Genomic DNA, 18,214 nt, shown 5'->3' with positions numbered 1-18,214 from the left:
TATGGCGATTTCTGTCGTGAAAGGCCAGAAGAGTGATCTGACCAAAACCAATCCGGGCTTGTCCCGTCTAACGGTAGGCATTGGTTGGGAGGCAGCCTCGGGTGTAGAGCTGGACACATCAGCATTCCTTCTAGGTTCAGACAATAAAGTGGCTGGAGATGAGGATTTTATCTTTTATAATCAGCCCTCTACCTCGTTCATCACGTATATGGATGGTGGACAGGTTGGTGGCGAGAAGAAACAATTCGCCATTGATCTTGGCAAAATCCCTGCCCGAATTGAGAAAATCGCCTTCAGCCTGACGATTCATGACGGTGAAGCACGACGCCATCATTTTGGACAGGTTCAGCATGGTTTTCTACGGTTTGCCAATGCAGCTACAGGTCAGGAAGTGATGAGATATGATCTGGGAAGCGGTTTTACAGTGGAGACCGCGATTGTCATCGGTGAATTGTATCGCCATAACGGAGAATGGAAGTTCAATGCAATAGGGTCGGGTTTTGCAGGTGGTTTGAATGCACTCTGTGCCAACTTTGGTGTGGATGTGGATGGTGGATCAGACCCTGCACCAACGACTTCAACCGTTCCTCCGACAGCTGTACCGACTCCACCGCCGCCGCCCCCGGTACCCGCGCCGACGCCTGCTCCTGTGAATTCGATCAATTTCAGCAAAATTGAATTGAAGAAGAAGGGGGACACCATTAACCTCAAGAAAAATGCGGGGGGACTTGGTGAAATCCTGATTAACCTGAACTGGAATCAACAGGGTAGCAAAGGGTTATTTGGTCGCAGCAAGAGTGTGGATCTGGACTTGGGTTGCCTGTTCGAGATGAAGGATGGTACACGAGATGTGATTCAGGCCTTGGGACAGACGTTTGGTTCACTCAACCGTTTTCCTTACATTGCACTGGATGGGGATGACCGGACGGGATCGGTTAAGACGGGAGAGAATCTGCGGATTAATGGTGCCCGTATCTCGGAAATTGAGCGCATCTTGGTATTCACCTATATTTATGGTGGTGTGGCCAACTGGTCTCAAGTAGACGGTGTGGTAACTATCCAGCAGAAGGACGGCCCAGATATCATTGTCCGAATGAATGAATACGGGAGCCCCCTTGGCATGTGTGGCATCGCGATGTTACGCAATGTGAACAATGAGACATTCAGTATTGAACGAATTGTGCAGTTCTATAATGGACATCAGGCATTGGACGAGGCCCATGATTGGGGAATGCAGTGGGTTGCGGGAAGGAAATAATCATTCGTATTTATTCATTCAATCCCTCCAGATTAAGGAGGGATTGGTTTTTATGCCCCGACAGCTGGAATCAACTATTGCAGATTGGCTATTGCCAAAGGTGCGAGGAGGAGACAACCCTGAAATATTTTAACTTTTTGAGTCTGGAAGAAGAAGATACGTTATTTTTCTCTTCACCCGTCTCGTTCAATCACCGGACTTCCAAAGATCTACTGGCATATGCTGTTGGGGCTGCTTTATATATGCCCGCGACGCGCACACATATCGCGGACGACATTATGAATGGTAAACATGAAGGTCTGACGACCATTATTATTGATCTGGAGGACGCTGTGGGTGACGACCAAGTAGAGTTTGCCGAGCAGTGTCTGGTACAGCATTTAACTCAACTGATGACATATATGGAAACAGGCATGTTGAGTCAGGATCGAATACCTCTTCTCTTTGCTCGTGTACGTTCACCACAACAGTTGGAACGTCTGATGGATACGTTGGGAGAACTGGTATCCATGCTGACAGGCGTGGCTTTGCCCAAGTTTTGTGTGGGCAATGGAAGAGCCTATTTTGACCAGATCCGCAAGTATAATCAACGGAAACCGGATCATTATCCTGTTCTCTATGGAATGCCTATATTGGAAACGGCTTCAATTATATATCGGGAGACACGTTGGGAGACCTTACTGGGCCTTCGAAACATCCTCGATGAAAATGTTGAATATGTACTCAATGTACGCATTGGTGCGACCGATTTCTCCAGCCTGTTTGGACTACGCCGCAGCCCGGAATTGACCATATACGATATCGCCACGATCCGTGACTGCATCTCGGATATTATCAATCTGTTTGGACGGATGGACAAGCCGTATGTGATCTCAGGTCCTGTCTGGGAATATTTCAGTCAGCGGGAGCGTGTGTTCAAACCTCAATTACGACAGACTCCATTCGAAGAAACCCTGGGCAAATCAGGGCTGCATCTGAGAATGAAATATATTACGAACACAATGGATGGATTGATGCGTGAAGTCATGATGGACAAGGAAAATGGAATTGTAGGCAAAACGATCATTCATCCTTCTCATATCAAGCCCGTACAAGCGATGTACGTTGTTACACATGAGGAATATTCCGATGCCCAAGACATCATCGCCCGTAATGACGGTAGCCTGGGTGTGTTTAAAAGTAATTACTATAACAAAATGAATGAGATTAAACCACACTTGAGCTGGGCGAATCGAATTCTAATCCGATCACAAATATATGGGGTGTTACATGAACAGCAGCATTTTGTCGGGCTCTTGCCCAAGCATGAGCAACAACACAACTACGTTCCCAATTCTTGATCAATTCAGCCTGAACGTTCAGGTTACACATAACCCGCTGCAACTTCCACTAGAATCTCTATTTTCCATGGCTGCACGAATCAATAAGAAACGTTCATTTCTGTTTGTAAGCAGATTGCTGGGCAAACATATCCCAGTTAACCCGTATACTTCGCTTCTGAGCGGCGCGGCATTGGCTGTTCTGTTATATGAGCATCTGACTGAGGAGACGGAAGAGACGAAAGTTCAGATCACCGAGTGGAAACGGGAAATGGTCGAGGGACTGATTGATCCCCAGCAAGCCCGGCAAGTGTACAACATGCTGTTGCAAGAAAGCTTGAGTTTGCCGGAAACGATTCGTTTTGTTGGTTTTGCCGAGACAGCTACAGCGTTGGGCCACAGCATGTACGAGATGTTTGCTGATCAAGCTTCCTACATTCATACCACTCGCGAATATGTTCCAGCGATGCATCCGGATATTCAATTTGAAGAAGAACATTCCCACGCGATGGCTCATCGTTGTTATGCGCTGGATCATGAAGCCTTTGCAGGAGAGGGCCCGATTGTTCTGGTGGACGACGAGATTACGACGGGCAAAACCACGTTGAATATCATTCGGGATATTCAGGCTAGATATCCTCGGAAGCAATATGTGATTGCTTCACTGTTGGACTGGCGTATGGAAGCGGACGAACTTCGGTTTGCCGAACTGGAAGCTGAACTGGGAATTACCATTACACCGTTAAGCCTGTTGAAGGGCCGCATTGAAGTGGTGGGTACTCCACAGTTGGAACCAACACAGCAAGCTGATCAACCGTCCCTACACCCTGTAACCATTCAGACCTCTAGTGTTGCCGATGCCTTCGATCAGCTTCATGCCACTTCGGAGGATGGTGAAGGTAAACGTAGCACAGCGAGCTACGTCCAGCATACGGGCAGGTATGGTATGCAATCCCGGCATAATGGCGTATTGCGTCAGGAGATTAGCCGGATTGCCGAACGACTTCGGTCGCAGCGTGTGGGAGAACGGACTTTGGTGATGGGAACAGGGGAGTTCATGTACATTCCGATGCGTATTGCTGCCGAGATGGGAGAAGGCGTGTTGTATCAATCCACTACTCGCAGTCCAATCCATACACATCCGGCTCAAGAATATGCTGTTCGTAGTGGTGCAGGATATGCCTCACCGGAAGACGCATCCGTTCGTAACTTTATCTATAACATCGCTCCGGGACAATATGACGAGATTTTTGTTCTGCTGGAGAGACAGATGTCCGAAGAACGAATGGAACCGATGTTGAAAGTACTGGGGCAGTTGGGGTGCGGACACGTTCATATTGTATATTGCGGCTTGCCAGAGAAGACAGGGGACAACGAGCAATGAACTTAACTACACTGGAGCTAATCAGACAACGTGAGATTCCGTCTCCCGAGCCGATGGGCAGTTATGCTGCATCCGACGTTGTTTTCCTACTGAAGGATATCAGCCATGTGGATCTGGAAAAGGGAACGGGTGAACGAGAGCAGGCGATCCAATCCGGGGTTCATTATTCGGAGATGCTGCCCGTGGAATATCAGCCCACAGCCGAATACATCGGGCTGTTTCACCAGACTTTGGAACAATCCGCTGCAAGAATTGCACTTCATACCGCCATCGTGGCCGAGAAGATCGTAGAGCGCAGAGGCCTGAATCTTGTGCTGGTATCATTGGCTCGAGCGGGAACCCCTGTTGGCATCCTGATCAAGCGTTATATTGAATTGAAATACAAGGTGACGATTCCGCATTATAGCATTTCGATTATTCGTGGCAAGGGTATGGACGAGAACGCAATTTTATATATTTTACAGCAGCATGGTCTGGAAACTGCCATTCAATTTGTAGATGGTTGGACAGGAAAAGGGGCCATTCGCAAAGTGCTGAAAGAGTCCTGTGACCAAATGGAACGGACTTATGGTGTAAGCCTCGATGATGATCTTGCCGTGTTGGCCGATCCGGGACAATGCTCAGGCACCTTTGGGACGAGGGAAGATTATCTCATTCCTAGTGCTTGTCTGAATTCCACTGTCTCTGGACTGGTGAGCCGTACAGTACTTCGCGATGATCTGATTGGGCCGGTAGATTTTCACGGAGCCAAATGGTATCGTGAATGGTCCTCTTCAGATGTGTCGACCCAGTATGTGGATACCATCGCTCAGCATTTTCCGCAGATGATGGACCTGACGGAGATTCAAATGGAGGACAATGCTACTGGTACTTCGGAAATTACCTGGAAAGGTTGGCAGGATATTGAGTCCATCCAGCAATCCTTTGGTATTGCGAACATCAATTTGATTAAACCTGGAATCGGAGAAACAACCCGAGTGTTATTGCGTCGGGTCCCCTGGAAAATTCTTGTGGATCGACTGGATAATCCGGATTTACAACATATCATGATGCTCGCCAGGGACAGAGAGGTTCCGGTTGAGGTATATCCGGGATTAACCTATTCCTGTTGCGGCATTATTCAATCCATGGGAGGTGGAGGAGAATGATGATCTACGCAAGTGATCTGGACCAGACGCTGGTGTACTCCCGTCGTGCGCTCCGTATTCCCGAAGATACACCGGGACTTGTTCCCGCAGAGTGGATTAACGGCAAGTTGTCCGCTTTTATGTCAGCATATGCACTGGAGCGGTTGCAGTCTTTGCCACAAGACATTGTATTTATGCCTGTGACGACACGTACCGTGGATCAGTACCGGCGCATTCATATTTTTCAGACCGAATGTATTCCGAAATATGCGGTGACGAGTAATGGTGGCAACATCATTGTTGACGGTCAGGTAGACGATGAATGGAACTTGCATATTCGTTCTTTGCTTCGTCAGCAGGCAGCTACTCCTGAAGAGATCCTGGATTTATTTGACGATGTACTGAGCCCGGAATGGGTGATTAATCAGCGATTGTGTGATGAGCTGTTCTTTGCATTGCTGATCGAACGTGACAAGCTTCCTATGGAGCGCATTGCGGACAAGATTCGGGTGTTAGAGACGCTTGGATGGGAGAGTTCGATTCAGGGTCGGAAGCTCTATCTGGTGCCTTCGGCCGTGAACAAACGAGCTGCAGTTGAGCATATTAGGCAACGTATCGGTGATGTACCTGTAATTGCATCGGGCGATTCCTTGCTGGATCGCTGTTTGCTGGACTTTGCGCACCATGCCATTGCTCCATCTCACGGAGAGCTGCATGTGGAGAGACAACGTGCACCTGAGCAAGTGCCATATCAATTTACGGAACAATTCGGTGCTTTTGCAGCAGATGAGATTCTCGATTACGTTCACCGTATTCATAACGATCAACAGACCCAGATAGACCATGCCGAGATAAGGGAGACCGTATAAATGAAAAAAATGAAGATTTACTTCAACCGTTGGTTCTCTGTAACGTATCATTATATGAATGCAATTCGGGACAATGAGGACGGCATGGAATTTGAGATCTACGGTACTCATCCTGATCCGGGACATATGGCATTACAGGGCTGTGATGTTGCAGAAGTTGAACCGCGTGTAACGGGCCGGGAATATGTTGATTTTTGCCTCGACTTTTGCCGTCGTCATCAGATTGATGTGTTTATTCCACGCTGGAACATGCTGGACATCAGCAGACATATCTCCCTGTTCGAAGAGATTGGTACACGGGTTATCGTATGCTCGGATACGGAATTGCTGGAACAATTGATGGAGAAAGACCGGTTCTATGAATCCGTGCGTGAGAAAGGCATTATGGAGATTCCGGATTATTTCACGGTCAGTAATGCTGCCCAATTTCAGCAAGCCTATGAGGCGCTGCGTGCACATGGACATGATGTATGTTTCAAACCATGCAATGGTGAGGGCGGCATGGGATTCCGGGTGATCAACAATGAAGGTGATCCGTTGCAGGAGTTGTTCGGATATGCGCTGAACTCGATTTCATATGAAGATGCCCTGCGCGCGTTCTCTTCTGCTCCGTCCTTTCCCAACGTCATGGTGATGGAGGTACTGGAAGGATATGAATACAGCATTGATTGTCTTTCGGACCGCAATGGGAAACTATTAACGGCTATTCCGCGTAGAAAAGAAAGAGGACGTTTGCGCTTGCTCGAAGAAAACGAGGAACTGCTGGCGATTGCCCGCAATGTGGCAGAGGTATATCGGATTCCTTATAATTTTAATATTCAGATGAAATATCGCAAGGATACACCGAAGCTGCTTGAGATCAATCCGCGTATGTCGGGTGGGTTGCACATGTCTTGTTTGTCGGGCGTGAACTTCCCGTATCTGGCGGTCAAGTCTGCACTTGGCCATGATATTGGACCACTTCATCCGAAGTTTGGCATTCTGGGAAGTCATATCGAGCAGCCGTTTATAATCGACGTTCAGAAGGTGAGCGGAGTACACCACGTCTAGCTGAGAATTTCCCTCAACATTGACACCTTCTGGATGGTTTTTTTACAATACGGGTATGTGTTGTTAAGGCAGGAGGACAAGTAATGTTACGGAAAACGAAGATAGGTATAGGCGCATTGGTTGGTTATGGTCTCGCGGCGATCTCGAGTCCCTTTCTACCGGATGTCATCACGTGGGCAATTCCGGCACTGGCAACTGTGGTCGGGGGACTGATTCCTTCACGTTCCACGCCACGTACACAGGTCCAGGGCTCGTCATCAGCCCCTGTACCCATTACAGATATCGGAAATGAACCATCCCGCTTGAATGGTGGACAAGCACCGAGCACAGTGCCAACAGGGGCGCGAGAAGCTTCTCTGGCAGAGCCCCAACCGAGTTCCACTCCCGCACAGCATGCGGGCACAGAACAAGCGAAGCCTTCCCGGACTGAACCAGATCCTGTATTTGATCCTGTGATTGAGTACCTGGAAGTTCTGGAAGACATGATCATCTCAGAAGGTCAGAAGAACGAGCTGGATAATGAGATCGTGGAGAAATCATTGGCGTTGTTTGCCCGTCTGCAGCGTGTGATTCCTTCCCTTCAGGAACTAAACAACGGGGATATTAACCATACGGTGCGCAGACTGATTTTGAAAGACTTGAACGGTTTTATTAATCCATTTCTACGTTTAAGTGGAGAAGCGAAACGCAATAATCGGCGTATGCTTCTGAATGGTCTTCGAGACGTGGATTCCAAGATATCGGATATTGTATCAACGATTGAACATAAAGACTTAATGGAGCTCCAGAACAAAGCGGAACTAATACATCAGCGGTATAACAGCTCTGAATTATAGGAGGGATTGGCATGGCAACGGAATGGGCTCAGTTGAAGCAGGAAGATGAGCAACGGATTAACCAGGAAGCAACGCAGCTTATTCAGAAAGTGTCCCAAAGTGATCCGGCTCACCTGGATACCTTAATGGATGATATCGGCAAGTTGGGCGTGAAAACACAAGAGAGAGCAGGACAGACTCTCAAGCTGCTTGATCGTCCAGTCAATGAACTGATGTCCGGGAATCGGGCAGAGGTATCCAACATGATCCTGAAGCTCCGTGATGAATGTGAGAGTTTGCAGCAGAGTAAAAATGTGAGCTTTGTCGGGAAGTTGTTACGTAAAAGCCCGCTGAAAAACTACGTATACCGTTATCAATCCGTTCGCACGAACATTGATGCCATCATTAACGGGTTGCGCGACGGTAAGGATAACCTGGAAGAAAGCATCGTGAACATGCGTCAGCTGAAACGTTCTTCGATTCAGGAGATCTACAATCTGCAGACCAAAATTTCCTTCGGTAATCAATTGAAAGCATTGTTTGAAACAGAGATCGCCAAGCCTGAAAACGAGAATCGCAAAGCACATCTGGAGCGTGGGTTGCGCAAAGTGGTAACACGTACCCAATCCATGACAGAGATGATCATGCTGTACAATCAGGCGATTGCAGCTACCGACATCATTAATGATAACAATGACAAGCTGATTGATTCAGTGAATAACGCCATTGATAAAACAGCGAATCTGATCACCGTTTCGGCCATGATTGCTATGGCACTCAATGATCAGGAGAAGGTCATTTCTGCTGTGGAAGCTACGAATAAGACGATTGAAGATCAATTCAAGGAAAACGCCAGATTGTTGAAGACAACAACAGAGAAAACAAATGAACTGTTGTCCAAACCGGCCATGTCCCTTGAAGCGGTCAATCAGGCGATGGGTGATCTAATGTCTGCGCTGGATCTGTCCGAGCAGTCTAATCGCCGGATTATCGAGAGCTGTAATGACTATACCAACAAGATGACAACACTTAACGCCAAAATGAGTGATCGACTGGGTCTGGAAGGGCCGAAGGCTGCTGCCATTCCGGAGAAAAACAAACCGGATTCCAGTGCATTAGGATCTTTCCTGGATTAGGGTAGGACTCGCTGCATATCGTATCGAGATTGCTACATGGTTTTATTTTCTACGAGGGACGCCGAGTGCGTCTCTTTGTTTCATTTGATAGAATAAAGCTAAAATCTAGGGTTATACAAAGGAGCTTGCTGAACATGCTGGACTTTTCATTTGAGATTATTGATGAGACCAAGATTAATATTCAATACAAATATGGCAGTGAGTTCTTTAACTTTAACCTGTATTATGCGAACGGGGAGTGGACGCTGCATCCTTTTGACGGCATACTGATCCAAAATCGTGAAATGTGCAGTCTGATTGTATCGGAGCTGCTCCGTAACAAAGATTTTCATGTCATGTTGGCTAAAGAGAAAATTATCTTATCCCAATTACGCACCAGTGTTAACCTACAGTCCAATGAGCCGGATGAATGGGTTGCAGATCGAAGAAATGAAGATTATTCCAGTCCTGATGATGAGTTGATGGATTACATAGGGAACCACAGTTTCGAAGACATATTACAGCTTGAGCAGGAACAGATTGAGGCCAGAGTGCAATTCTTCCAACAGATTATTCAGAGAATGTTTATGGAGGGACTTGGACCGGAAGATGCTGATTTTATCAAAGTTCAGGCCGTGATTCGGATATATAAAGAGACATACGATCGCCTGGGCGAGTTGAATGATCATAATACGGGTGATCGTGGACGTAGAAGATGGTAGTGAACATCCCGCTTAGTATGTAAGCAGATAACTATATTTCTGCGAAGTTAGGCAGATAATCCTGATTTATATGTGTCATATGGAGGGCGATCTTCATATGTTATTTTACAGGGATCTCCCAGAGGGAGAAGTTCTGGCGGCGCCTTAAGGGCCCCACTGTTACTCTCCCTTTTATACTGGCAGATCACTAGCATTGCAGGCATGGCTTACTTTCTCCGGCCTGAGACATACCCCGTAGATTTATGAGGGTGCTTCTCACAACACTTGTGTCCGGAAGATTTATGAGGGTGCTTCTCACAACACTTGTGTCCGGAAGATTTGTGAGGGTGTTTCTCGCAGCACTTGTGTCCAGTAGATTTGTGAGGGTGCTTCTCGCAGCACTTGTGTCCAGTAGATTTATGAGGGTGCTTCTCGCAGCACTTGTGTCCACTGGATTTGTGAGGATGTTTCTCGCAGCACTTGTGTCCACTGGATTTGTCAGGGTGAGAAGGTTTCCCGCAGGACTTATTTCCGCTAGATTTATTGCCACCACGAACGATGCATATCGATTTGACGTGACATGTCGGAATCTGAACAATTTCCTGGCGAACTGTAATGATGATTAATGAATTTTGGTTAACCTCAGTTAGTACTCCTTCTACCTCATCCCGGCATCCCAGATTAATCTGTACACGTCTGAGACGCAATGCCTCTAACACTTCCAAAAAGGATTTAGAAGGTAGGGAGTTCATCATCGGAGTTGAGCTGCCACTGGAACGACCTGTGTCGGTGATGCTTTTGACATTTAATCCATTTACATATACGAGTCCGTTCTTACAACTAATAGCCATGTAGTCACCACGAACATCTATTAATTTCCCTTGAACTGCTTCCGGCCCCCGATTGACTTTGACTTCTCTCCCAAGCAAACCTCGTATTCCCTGACCATTCATAGACATTGTATTTACCCCTTCCAAAATATAAGTTCAGATCAACTAAAATGACGGGTGCTGTGATAATCTCTCAATCTGCATTCAAGTTTGTCTGTAGTTTAATCATATGTGGCATGCTCGTCGGAGGGTCTAGCCAACAAACCATTTGTATATCAAATTGGCTATCATCTATACAAAGTCTTGTATATTCATAGATGATAGATTCCTGATTTTGTTCGTATTTGAGTACACTACATTTGTATTTGCTTGCATGATCCTGTGCATATGCCCGTTCGATCTGCTGTGCTCCTGCATAGGATGCAAGAAGTACGTACCGGACTAATATCACAGGTCATTGAAAGGCGGATGAACATGGGTTTACCTGTCTACCGGATTGCTGTGCCTGCGCAGGAGTATCAACAACTGACATCCGATATATGGTCTGAACAACTGGTTAAAGGCTCCATGCAGATGGACGGCAAACAGATCCCGATCCGGATTCGTTATCGAGGAGGGCATACACGCGGTTATCCCAAAAAGTCATTTGAGATTCGTACATCCAGCCGGACGTATCATTTTAATGCGGAGTATGATGACCCCTCGCTGCTTCGAAATGCGCTGTCTTTTCATTTCTTCGAGTCGATCCGTGTACCGGCACCAGCGACTCGGCACTGTGTGCTCTACCTTAATGGGGAGCTGTTAGGGGTATACCTGCGGATCGAAGGGGTGAAATCCTTCTTTTTTCGCCAAAGGAAAATACCTGTGCGAAGTATCTTTTATGCGATCAATGATCATGCGGGGTTTACGATCAACTCGAACTCATCATCAACAAGCACGAGTACGGACCTGTTGTCAGGATACAGTTTGATTCGTGGCAAGGATGTGGATAAGGCCAGGCTGCGTACGTTTATTCAACAACTGAACACAAAGTCCAGACTCGAGCTGTTTCGCTTTTTACAGTCAAGGATCGATACGGACAACTATCTGCGCTGGTTATGCGGGGCTGTACTTACCGGCAACTTTGACGGATTTGATCAGAATTACACGTGGTATGAGAAAACAAAAACCAAAAAATACGGTATCCTGCCATGGGATTATGAAGGTACCTGGGGAAGAAATTGTTACGGGGCGAAGGTGGATGCCAGCCTTGTTCGTATCCAGGGGTATAATAAACTTACGGGCAAAATGTTGGCCTTCCGACATTTTCGTGAGCAATATAAAAAGCTGCTGCGCCAGCATCTGATGAAGGCTTTTACAGAGAAGCGAATTATGCCCTTGGTGAATCGGTTGCACAATGAGATTCGTGAAGATGTCAACAAGGACCCTTACATGAAATGGCCCATGGATGTATTTGCGGGTGAACCTGAGCGAATTCGTGCCTATGTGGCGGAACGGCGGGAATATTTGACCGAGAGAATACATCAGCTGTAAGCACTTAACTAGCGTGGGGGAGGGAGACCTTCCTTTTTTTAATGCCAAAATGAAGAGAAGTTTATTGTAATGGGAAAAGTAGGGTAATAAGAATAGAAGCGGCATTGTAAAATACGCTATAATAACCATATGTGTACATAGAAATGATTACATATTGGACGCAGTGGAGAAAACAACATGTCTAATGGAGGCTCTGAGCTGGAACGTGTTATCGGTTTAGGGTGCTTCAAGCCGGAGGAATGCTTATGATCAAGCTGTTGTACTACTTGAAGAAGTACCGAGTTGCCGCGATTGCAGCCCTGGTCATGATGTTAATTGAGCTTGCGGTGGAGCTGGCTCAGCCTTATCTGATCTCCAAGATCATCGATAACGGGATTCAGCAGGGAGACTTATCTGTCGTCTGGTTATGGGGTGGCGTGCTGGTTGGTAGCGCGGTTGTGGCTTTTGCTGCCGGAATTGCAAGTTCGTTCTTTGCATCCCATGCAAGTCTGGGGTTCGGATACGATCTGCGGGAGAAGCTGTATGAGAAAGTGCAAACGTTCTCTTATGCCGTCTTCAACCGGTTCGCGACGTCGTCCCTGATTACTCGATTAACGGGGGACGTGACCCAGGTTCAGGACACCGTCTTCATGAGTCTGCGATTCATGACACGTGTGCCCCTAGTGGTGATTGGTAGCATGATTATGGCAGTGATCGTGAACCCGAGGTTGGGTCTGCTGCTGGTTGTCATGGTGCCTGTACTGCTCATTGTTGTGGTGTGGATGATCAAAAAGGCAGCGCTGCTGTTCCGCAATGTGCAGCGCAGACTGGATGCCGTCAATGGAGTCATCCAGGAGAATCTGACAGGCATTCGGCTGATCCGTGTCTTCGTACGGATGGGCCATGAGATTGAACGCTTTGCCGGATTCAGCGGCAAGCTGATGAAAGGGACTATCTCCGCGCTGCGCCTGACGGAGACCACGATGCCGTTCATGCTGCTAATGATGAACGTTTGTATCATCGCCGTACTTTGGTTTGGACGAGTCGACATTGCCTCCGGTAATGCAACTGTGGGTGAAGTGGTCGCCGTCATTAACTACCTGCTTCGCACAATTGGTGCCATGTCTGCGTTGTCATGGATTCTGGTAACCTTCTCGAGAGCAAGCGCTTCGGCGCAACGACTGAATGAAGTGTTTAATACGGAGGACACGTCGGAGACTGAACAGAATAAGGCAGTATCAGCATCTGCACCATCTGCTAAATCTATGAAATCTTCGCATTTTCCGCAATCTGTATACCCGGCGAAGAAACAGCGAGCTGTGCAGGGAGCGGTTGAATTCCGCAGTGTAGGCTTCAGTTATCCGAATAGTGAAATTACAGTACTGGATAACATCACATTCACGGCAAAAGCGGGGGAGCGTATTGCCATTATGGGAGCAACAGGCTCAGGCAAATCTTCGCTCGTACAGCTCATTCCACGATTATACACAGAGGATCAAGGGAAGGTACGGATTGATGGTGCCGATGCATCCGAGCTGGATCTGTCCATGCTGCGTGGTGCGATTGGTTATGTGCCTCAGGAGGTTGTCCTGTTTACTGGTTCCATCCGGGAGAATATTGCCTGGGGTCAGGAAGATGCTACCTTGGATGAGATCGTGGAAGCTGCAAAGCGCGCGCAGATCCATGAAACGATTGAGAATTTACCAAACGGTTATGATACATTGCTGGGTCAACGGGGAGTGAATCTCTCCGGTGGACAGAAGCAGCGACTTTCCATTGCACGAGCACTGGTACGTAGACCAAGAATTCTGATTCTGGACGATAGCACAAGTGCGCTGGATGTGGCTACAGAAGGCAGACTGCTGGATGCGCTGGAGGAATTGTCGTGTACCACGTTTATCATCACCCAGAAGATCAGTTCAACCACTTCGGCGGACCTGATTCTGCTGCTTGATGATGGACAACTCATTGGGCAAGGAAAACATGAAGACCTGATGGAATCGTCAGAGCTGTATCGTCGAATCCATGAATCACAATACGGGGAGGGTGCACAGCATGTTCAAAGCATTCATTGAGCCTTTCCGTCAGCCGCCACCGCCGATTGATCCGGAGACGTTACGATCAGGTGGTGGTCGCAAACCCAAGGCACGGGCGAAGAACTGGTCCGGTACGTTAGGTCGTATCTGGACCTATCTGGCACGTCGCAAGGTTAAGCTGTCCATGGTACTGTTGATGGTGTTTGCCAGCTCCGCACTCGCTTTGCTTGGCCCTTACATGGTAGGGGTGGCCGTGGATGATTTCATCGCGGGTGAAGCCGGCTCAAGCTGGACTCGGTTTCTGATTGGATTAACCGCAGTGTATGTCTTGTTCTCTCTTACATCCTGGTTACAAAATATATGGATGATCGAAATTGCACAGGAAACCGTGTTCCGCATGCGGTATGATCTGTTCTCCCATCTGCACAAACTGCCGATTCCATTCTTCGGTAAACGCCAGCAGGGGGAGATTATGAGTCGGGTGACCAATGATATCGAGAATGTCAGCGGTACGTTGAACAGCTCGGCCATCCAGATTTTCTCGAGTGTATTAACACTGCTCGGAACGTTTGGGGTTATGCTCTGGCTCAGTCCGTTACTGACCTTGCTTACCTTTATCGTTGTGCCTTTGATGGCCATTGGTATGCGTTGGATTACGCGCAGAACAGGACCGCTCTTCAAGGAACGGCAACGCAACCTTGGTGAACTCAACGGTTATATCGAAGAGACGTTATCCGGGCAGCGAATCATTAAGGCATTCTCCCAAGAGGAGCGGGTGATTCGCGGTTTTGAGGAACGGAATACCCGCATCCGGATTTCCGGTTTCTGGGCACAGACGATCTCTGGTTTTATCCCGAAACTGATGAATGGATTGAATAACCTGAGCTTTGCGATTGTGGCGGGCATCGGTGGTATTCTGGCGATTCAGGGTTCGGTTACGGTCGGGGTGATTATTATCTTTGTGGAATATGCCCGTCAATTCACTCGTCCGCTGAATGATCTGGCGAACCAGTGGAATACGTTATTGTCCGCGATTGCGGGGGCTGAGCGCGTATTCGAGGTGCTAGACGAAGATGAGGAAGCGAAGGATGAAGGGGCAGCGGTATCTCTGGACAAGGTAGAGGGAGCCGTTTGCTTTGACAAAGTATCCTTTGGATACGATGAAGGACGTAACATTTTGCATGACATCAGCTTTGAAGCCAAACCGGGGGAGATGATTGCCCTTGTGGGTCCGACCGGAGCGGGGAAAACAACATTAATTCAGCTGTTATCCCGTTTCTATGATCCAACAGGTGGCACATTAACGGTAGATGGTCGCGATATGACCACCATTCGGCGTGAGAATCTGCGGTCACATATGGCATTTGTACTACAAGATTCATTTCTGTTTCAGGGCACGATTCGGGAAAATATTCGGTTTGGCCGTCTGGACGCAACGGATGAAGAGGTGGAAGCAGCCTCCCGGCTGGCGAATGCCCATTCCTTCATTGTGCGAATGAAGGATGGATACGACAAAGTGCTCCAGGCCGATGGGAGCGGCATTAGTCAGGGGCAGAAGCAACTACTCGCCATTGCCCGGGCAATCTTGGCAGATCCATCCATACTCGTACTGGACGAAGCGACGAGCAGCATTGATACTGTTACGGAGATTAAAATCCAGGAAGGGCTGCAACGCCTGATGCAAGGCCGTACCAGCTTTGTCATTGCCCACAGGCTGAACACGATCCGTCAGGCCGACCGAATTCTGGTGCTGAAAGATGGGCAGCTACTGGAGCAAGGCTCGCATAATGCCCTGCTGGAACAAGGCGGTTTCTACAGCGAGCTGTATTACAGTCAGCTGCGTAAAAAGGCGCAATAGTCATTTTGGATAATATGTGACATGTATTAGAAAGCTTGTAGGTATGTAAAAAGAGCAGGGATGAGGGCACGATGCTCCTCAATTCTGCTCTTTTTGCATATTCCCTTGAAGGAAAATGGAAAACGGAACTGTGATTGTATGTTAAAATAAGGATATATTGGAATAGGTCCGTTTTTGGAAGGTTGCCAGCGGTTTTGAAGCATGAGAATGAATTTTTACACGTATGCCTGTAGTCAGTCATGTGATGCATTAAAAGAGAGGAGGGCAATGTGGAATGGAATTCAAATTTGGGAATGCTGCTCTTCTTTTTCCCCCTTTACACATTATGATTATCGCAATCATTATTATTTTCATTCTAGTAAGGTGGAGCAAGCAATTAGAAACAAGACGTTTTACGGTTTTCTTTTACTTTTTGATTAGTACGTTCATTACTCCAATTTATTCTCAAAGTACAACAAAAGGTGTCTTTGAGCTATGGATCCCCGCAGGATTTATAGTGGTTTTCTTATATTTGATTCGCAGCGAAAGAAATCATTCATCTAAAATGAAAGCGAGTATCTTAGGATTTTCCATAGCCTTATATCAGTTAATTCTTCAATATATCGGATAACCGGACAGGATAGGATAATTCAAATAAGAACAAGTAAGTTATAGGTTGAAAACAAAAGAGCAGATCCTGATCTCAGGATCTGCTCTTTCTCATTTAACTGCCAACCACCTTCCAATTATCCGCCTGCTCCACCCTTAACGGCTGGTGTCTGCGGATGTAATCCTCCACCAGTGCGGCCATGTCCGTGGCACCTTCGTGCAGTACCTTTTTACCCGGATACATTGCATAATCCCCGCCGCCAGCAGCGCGGTAGCTGTTCATCACCACAGAGTACGTGCCATCCATGTCCATTGGCTTGCCTTCACGTTCCAACTTCACAACTCGACTGCCCACAGGTTGGGAGATATCCAGCTCGTACTCTAGGCCAGCCCACATATCGTAATTATAATGTTGGGGTTTGGGCTCCATATAAGCCGGATTGACTGCCACCTCGCCAGAAGCATTCACTTCAAAGTAACGAGCCGTTTGTTCCAGCGCTTCCCGGATATCTTGACCGCTCAGCTCCAGTACTGTAAGCGTGTTGGGATAGATGAAGTTGGATAACACGTCCCGAACAGTGATATGGCGTCCGAATCCCCGAGCTTCTTCACTCAGCATCGCGGTATTGGACAGCTCAGCCCCGGTCGCTTCCATCTGCACATGATGTACAAAAGCAATGAATGGATGTGCCTTGAGTCGCAGAGCCGTAGCATTGGTGATGGATAAATCCCCAGCCACCTCGCCAATGGGTTGATCAAGCCATGCTTGTGCCTCAGTTTCCAGCTCATCTGTCAGTTTCATGACGCTTGCATCAGGTTCAACCTCATGATGTTCATCCAGAAGTAATAACCGAGCCTTCTTATCTGTAATCTGCCATTTACCGCCCGATGATTGTTCCAACTGAACGGATACAAGCCCCGCACCATTTCCACTGAATCCCGGCTGAATGACGGTTACACCATGAATATTAGCGGTAAGCTGACGATGCTGATGTCCGGTAAGCAACACATCGATGCCTTCGATGTCCCGGCAGATAGCATAGCCTTGATTTTCTCCAGTTAACCGTTCAGCAGGTTCTCCTGTCTCCAAATCACTCTCAAATCCGCCATGATAGCTCACAACCATGACATCGGGTTGTTCATGCTCGCGTATATAGCTAACCCATGTACGAATGGTCTCCAAGGCATCAAGGAACTGTAAACCCTCAATATTTTTCGGATGCTCCCAGTTCGGTATATAGTGCGTAGTTGCGCCCAACAGGGCTACTTTGACACCCGTAGACAAGGTTTTGATTAGATACGGAGGACCGAAGGCAGGTACGTCTGGTTGCTCATCTTTTACAATATTGGCAGACAGCCAGGAGAAATTGGAAGCTTCAACTGCTCCGCGTAATAATGCCTGACCATAGTTAAACTCGTGATTTCCCATCACCGCAGCATCATAACCCAGTTCATTCAGTACTGTTATGAATGGATGAACTTCGTTTGTGGAAACCTGTGAAGCTGCATAAGAGGCCAAGGGCGATCCTTGCAACAGATCCCCGTTATCCACGAGCATCAGTTCAGGTGAACGTTCGCGTTCCTTACGAATCAGGGAAGCCAGCAAGGCAAGCCCAGCCGGGCGGTAGGCATTGGTGTTGTAATGAATGGGGCGGATGGACCCGTGCAGATCACTGGTGAACAGAATGTCGAAGCTTGCCGTATGGTTTGTGGATGTCATTTTACAATCTCCTCTAATATATAAGTTCAGAT

14 protein-coding genes are annotated in these 18,214 nt (G+C 47.6%); 13 read left to right on the top strand and 1 reads right to left on the bottom strand.

Annotated features, from left to right (window positions below; genetic code table 11):
- Window position 1 precedes the first annotated feature (1 nt).
- From AC6CIF_RS18325 to AC6CIF_RS18265, 13 genes are all read left to right on the top strand, one after another.
- On the top strand, window positions 2-1,258 hold the full coding sequence (locus AC6CIF_RS18325) for a TerD family protein (protein WP_498200907.1): 1,257 nt from the start codon (window positions 2-4) through the stop codon (window positions 1,256-1,258).
- A gap of 119 nt (window positions 1,259-1,377) precedes the next feature.
- Window positions 1,378-2,598: an HpcH/HpaI aldolase/citrate lyase family protein gene (locus AC6CIF_RS18320; RefSeq protein ID WP_498201054.1), complete on the top strand. Its 1,221-nt coding sequence runs from the start codon at window positions 1,378-1,380 to the stop codon at window positions 2,596-2,598.
- Window positions 2,528-3,961 carry a phosphoribosyltransferase family protein gene (locus AC6CIF_RS18315; protein WP_498200906.1) on the top strand — a complete coding sequence of 478 codons (1,434 nt, stop codon included), beginning with the start codon at window positions 2,528-2,530 and terminating at the stop codon, window positions 3,959-3,961. The genes AC6CIF_RS18320 and AC6CIF_RS18315 overlap by 71 nt, the downstream gene beginning before the upstream one ends.
- Window positions 3,958-5,109 carry a cysteine protease StiP family protein gene (locus AC6CIF_RS18310; RefSeq protein WP_498200905.1) on the top strand — a complete coding sequence of 384 codons (1,152 nt, stop codon included), beginning with the start codon at window positions 3,958-3,960 and terminating at the stop codon, window positions 5,107-5,109. The genes AC6CIF_RS18315 and AC6CIF_RS18310 overlap by 4 nt, the downstream gene beginning before the upstream one ends.
- Entirely contained in the window at window positions 5,109-5,957 is an 849-nt protein-coding gene (locus tag AC6CIF_RS18305) for an HAD family hydrolase (protein ID WP_482074396.1), read from the top strand. Before AC6CIF_RS18310 ends, AC6CIF_RS18305 begins: the two co-directional genes overlap by 1 nt.
- Window positions 5,958-7,007: an ATP-grasp domain-containing protein gene (locus AC6CIF_RS18300; protein WP_482072727.1), complete on the top strand. Its 1,050-nt coding sequence runs from the start codon at window positions 5,958-5,960 to the stop codon at window positions 7,005-7,007.
- An 83-nt stretch (window positions 7,008-7,090) separates the two neighbouring features.
- A complete protein-coding gene (locus AC6CIF_RS18295) occupies window positions 7,091-7,843 on the top strand; it encodes a hypothetical protein (RefSeq protein WP_340902427.1) in 753 nt (250 codons plus the stop codon).
- An 11-nt stretch (window positions 7,844-7,854) separates the two neighbouring features.
- The gene (locus AC6CIF_RS18290) at window positions 7,855-8,958 is read left to right on the top strand and encodes a toxic anion resistance protein (RefSeq protein WP_036606281.1); all 1,104 of its coding nucleotides are present in this window, start codon (window positions 7,855-7,857) and stop codon (window positions 8,956-8,958) included.
- A 134-nt stretch (window positions 8,959-9,092) separates the two neighbouring features.
- Window positions 9,093-9,659: a hypothetical protein gene (locus AC6CIF_RS18285; protein WP_498200904.1), complete on the top strand. Its 567-nt coding sequence runs from the start codon at window positions 9,093-9,095 to the stop codon at window positions 9,657-9,659.
- A 1,283-nt stretch (window positions 9,660-10,942) separates the two neighbouring features.
- A complete protein-coding gene (locus tag AC6CIF_RS18280) occupies window positions 10,943-12,001 on the top strand; it encodes a CotH kinase family protein (RefSeq protein WP_498200903.1) in 1,059 nt (352 codons plus the stop codon).
- A gap of 245 nt (window positions 12,002-12,246) precedes the next feature.
- On the top strand, window positions 12,247-14,055 hold the full coding sequence (locus AC6CIF_RS18275; RefSeq protein WP_498200902.1) for an ABC transporter ATP-binding protein: 1,809 nt from the start codon (window positions 12,247-12,249) through the stop codon (window positions 14,053-14,055).
- Window positions 14,036-15,874 carry an ABC transporter ATP-binding protein gene (locus AC6CIF_RS18270; RefSeq protein ID WP_498200901.1) on the top strand — a complete coding sequence of 613 codons (1,839 nt, stop codon included), beginning with the start codon at window positions 14,036-14,038 and terminating at the stop codon, window positions 15,872-15,874. The genes AC6CIF_RS18275 and AC6CIF_RS18270 overlap by 20 nt, the downstream gene beginning before the upstream one ends.
- A gap of 274 nt (window positions 15,875-16,148) precedes the next feature.
- On the top strand, window positions 16,149-16,484 hold the full coding sequence (locus tag AC6CIF_RS18265; protein ID WP_498200900.1) for a hypothetical protein: 336 nt from the start codon (window positions 16,149-16,151) through the stop codon (window positions 16,482-16,484).
- Between the two features lie 93 nt (window positions 16,485-16,577).
- On the opposite strand, the gene AC6CIF_RS18260 is transcribed toward AC6CIF_RS18265, so the two are convergent.
- Entirely contained in the window at window positions 16,578-18,182 is a 1,605-nt protein-coding gene (locus tag AC6CIF_RS18260; RefSeq protein ID WP_498200898.1) for a bifunctional metallophosphatase/5'-nucleotidase, read from the bottom strand.
- Window positions 18,183-18,214 lie beyond the last annotated feature (32 nt).

This window comes from Paenibacillus sp. GQ49 (assembly GCF_059759055.1).
The sequence above is the reverse complement of the archived record's forward strand: the minus strand, read 5'-3'. Positions and strand labels throughout refer to the sequence as shown.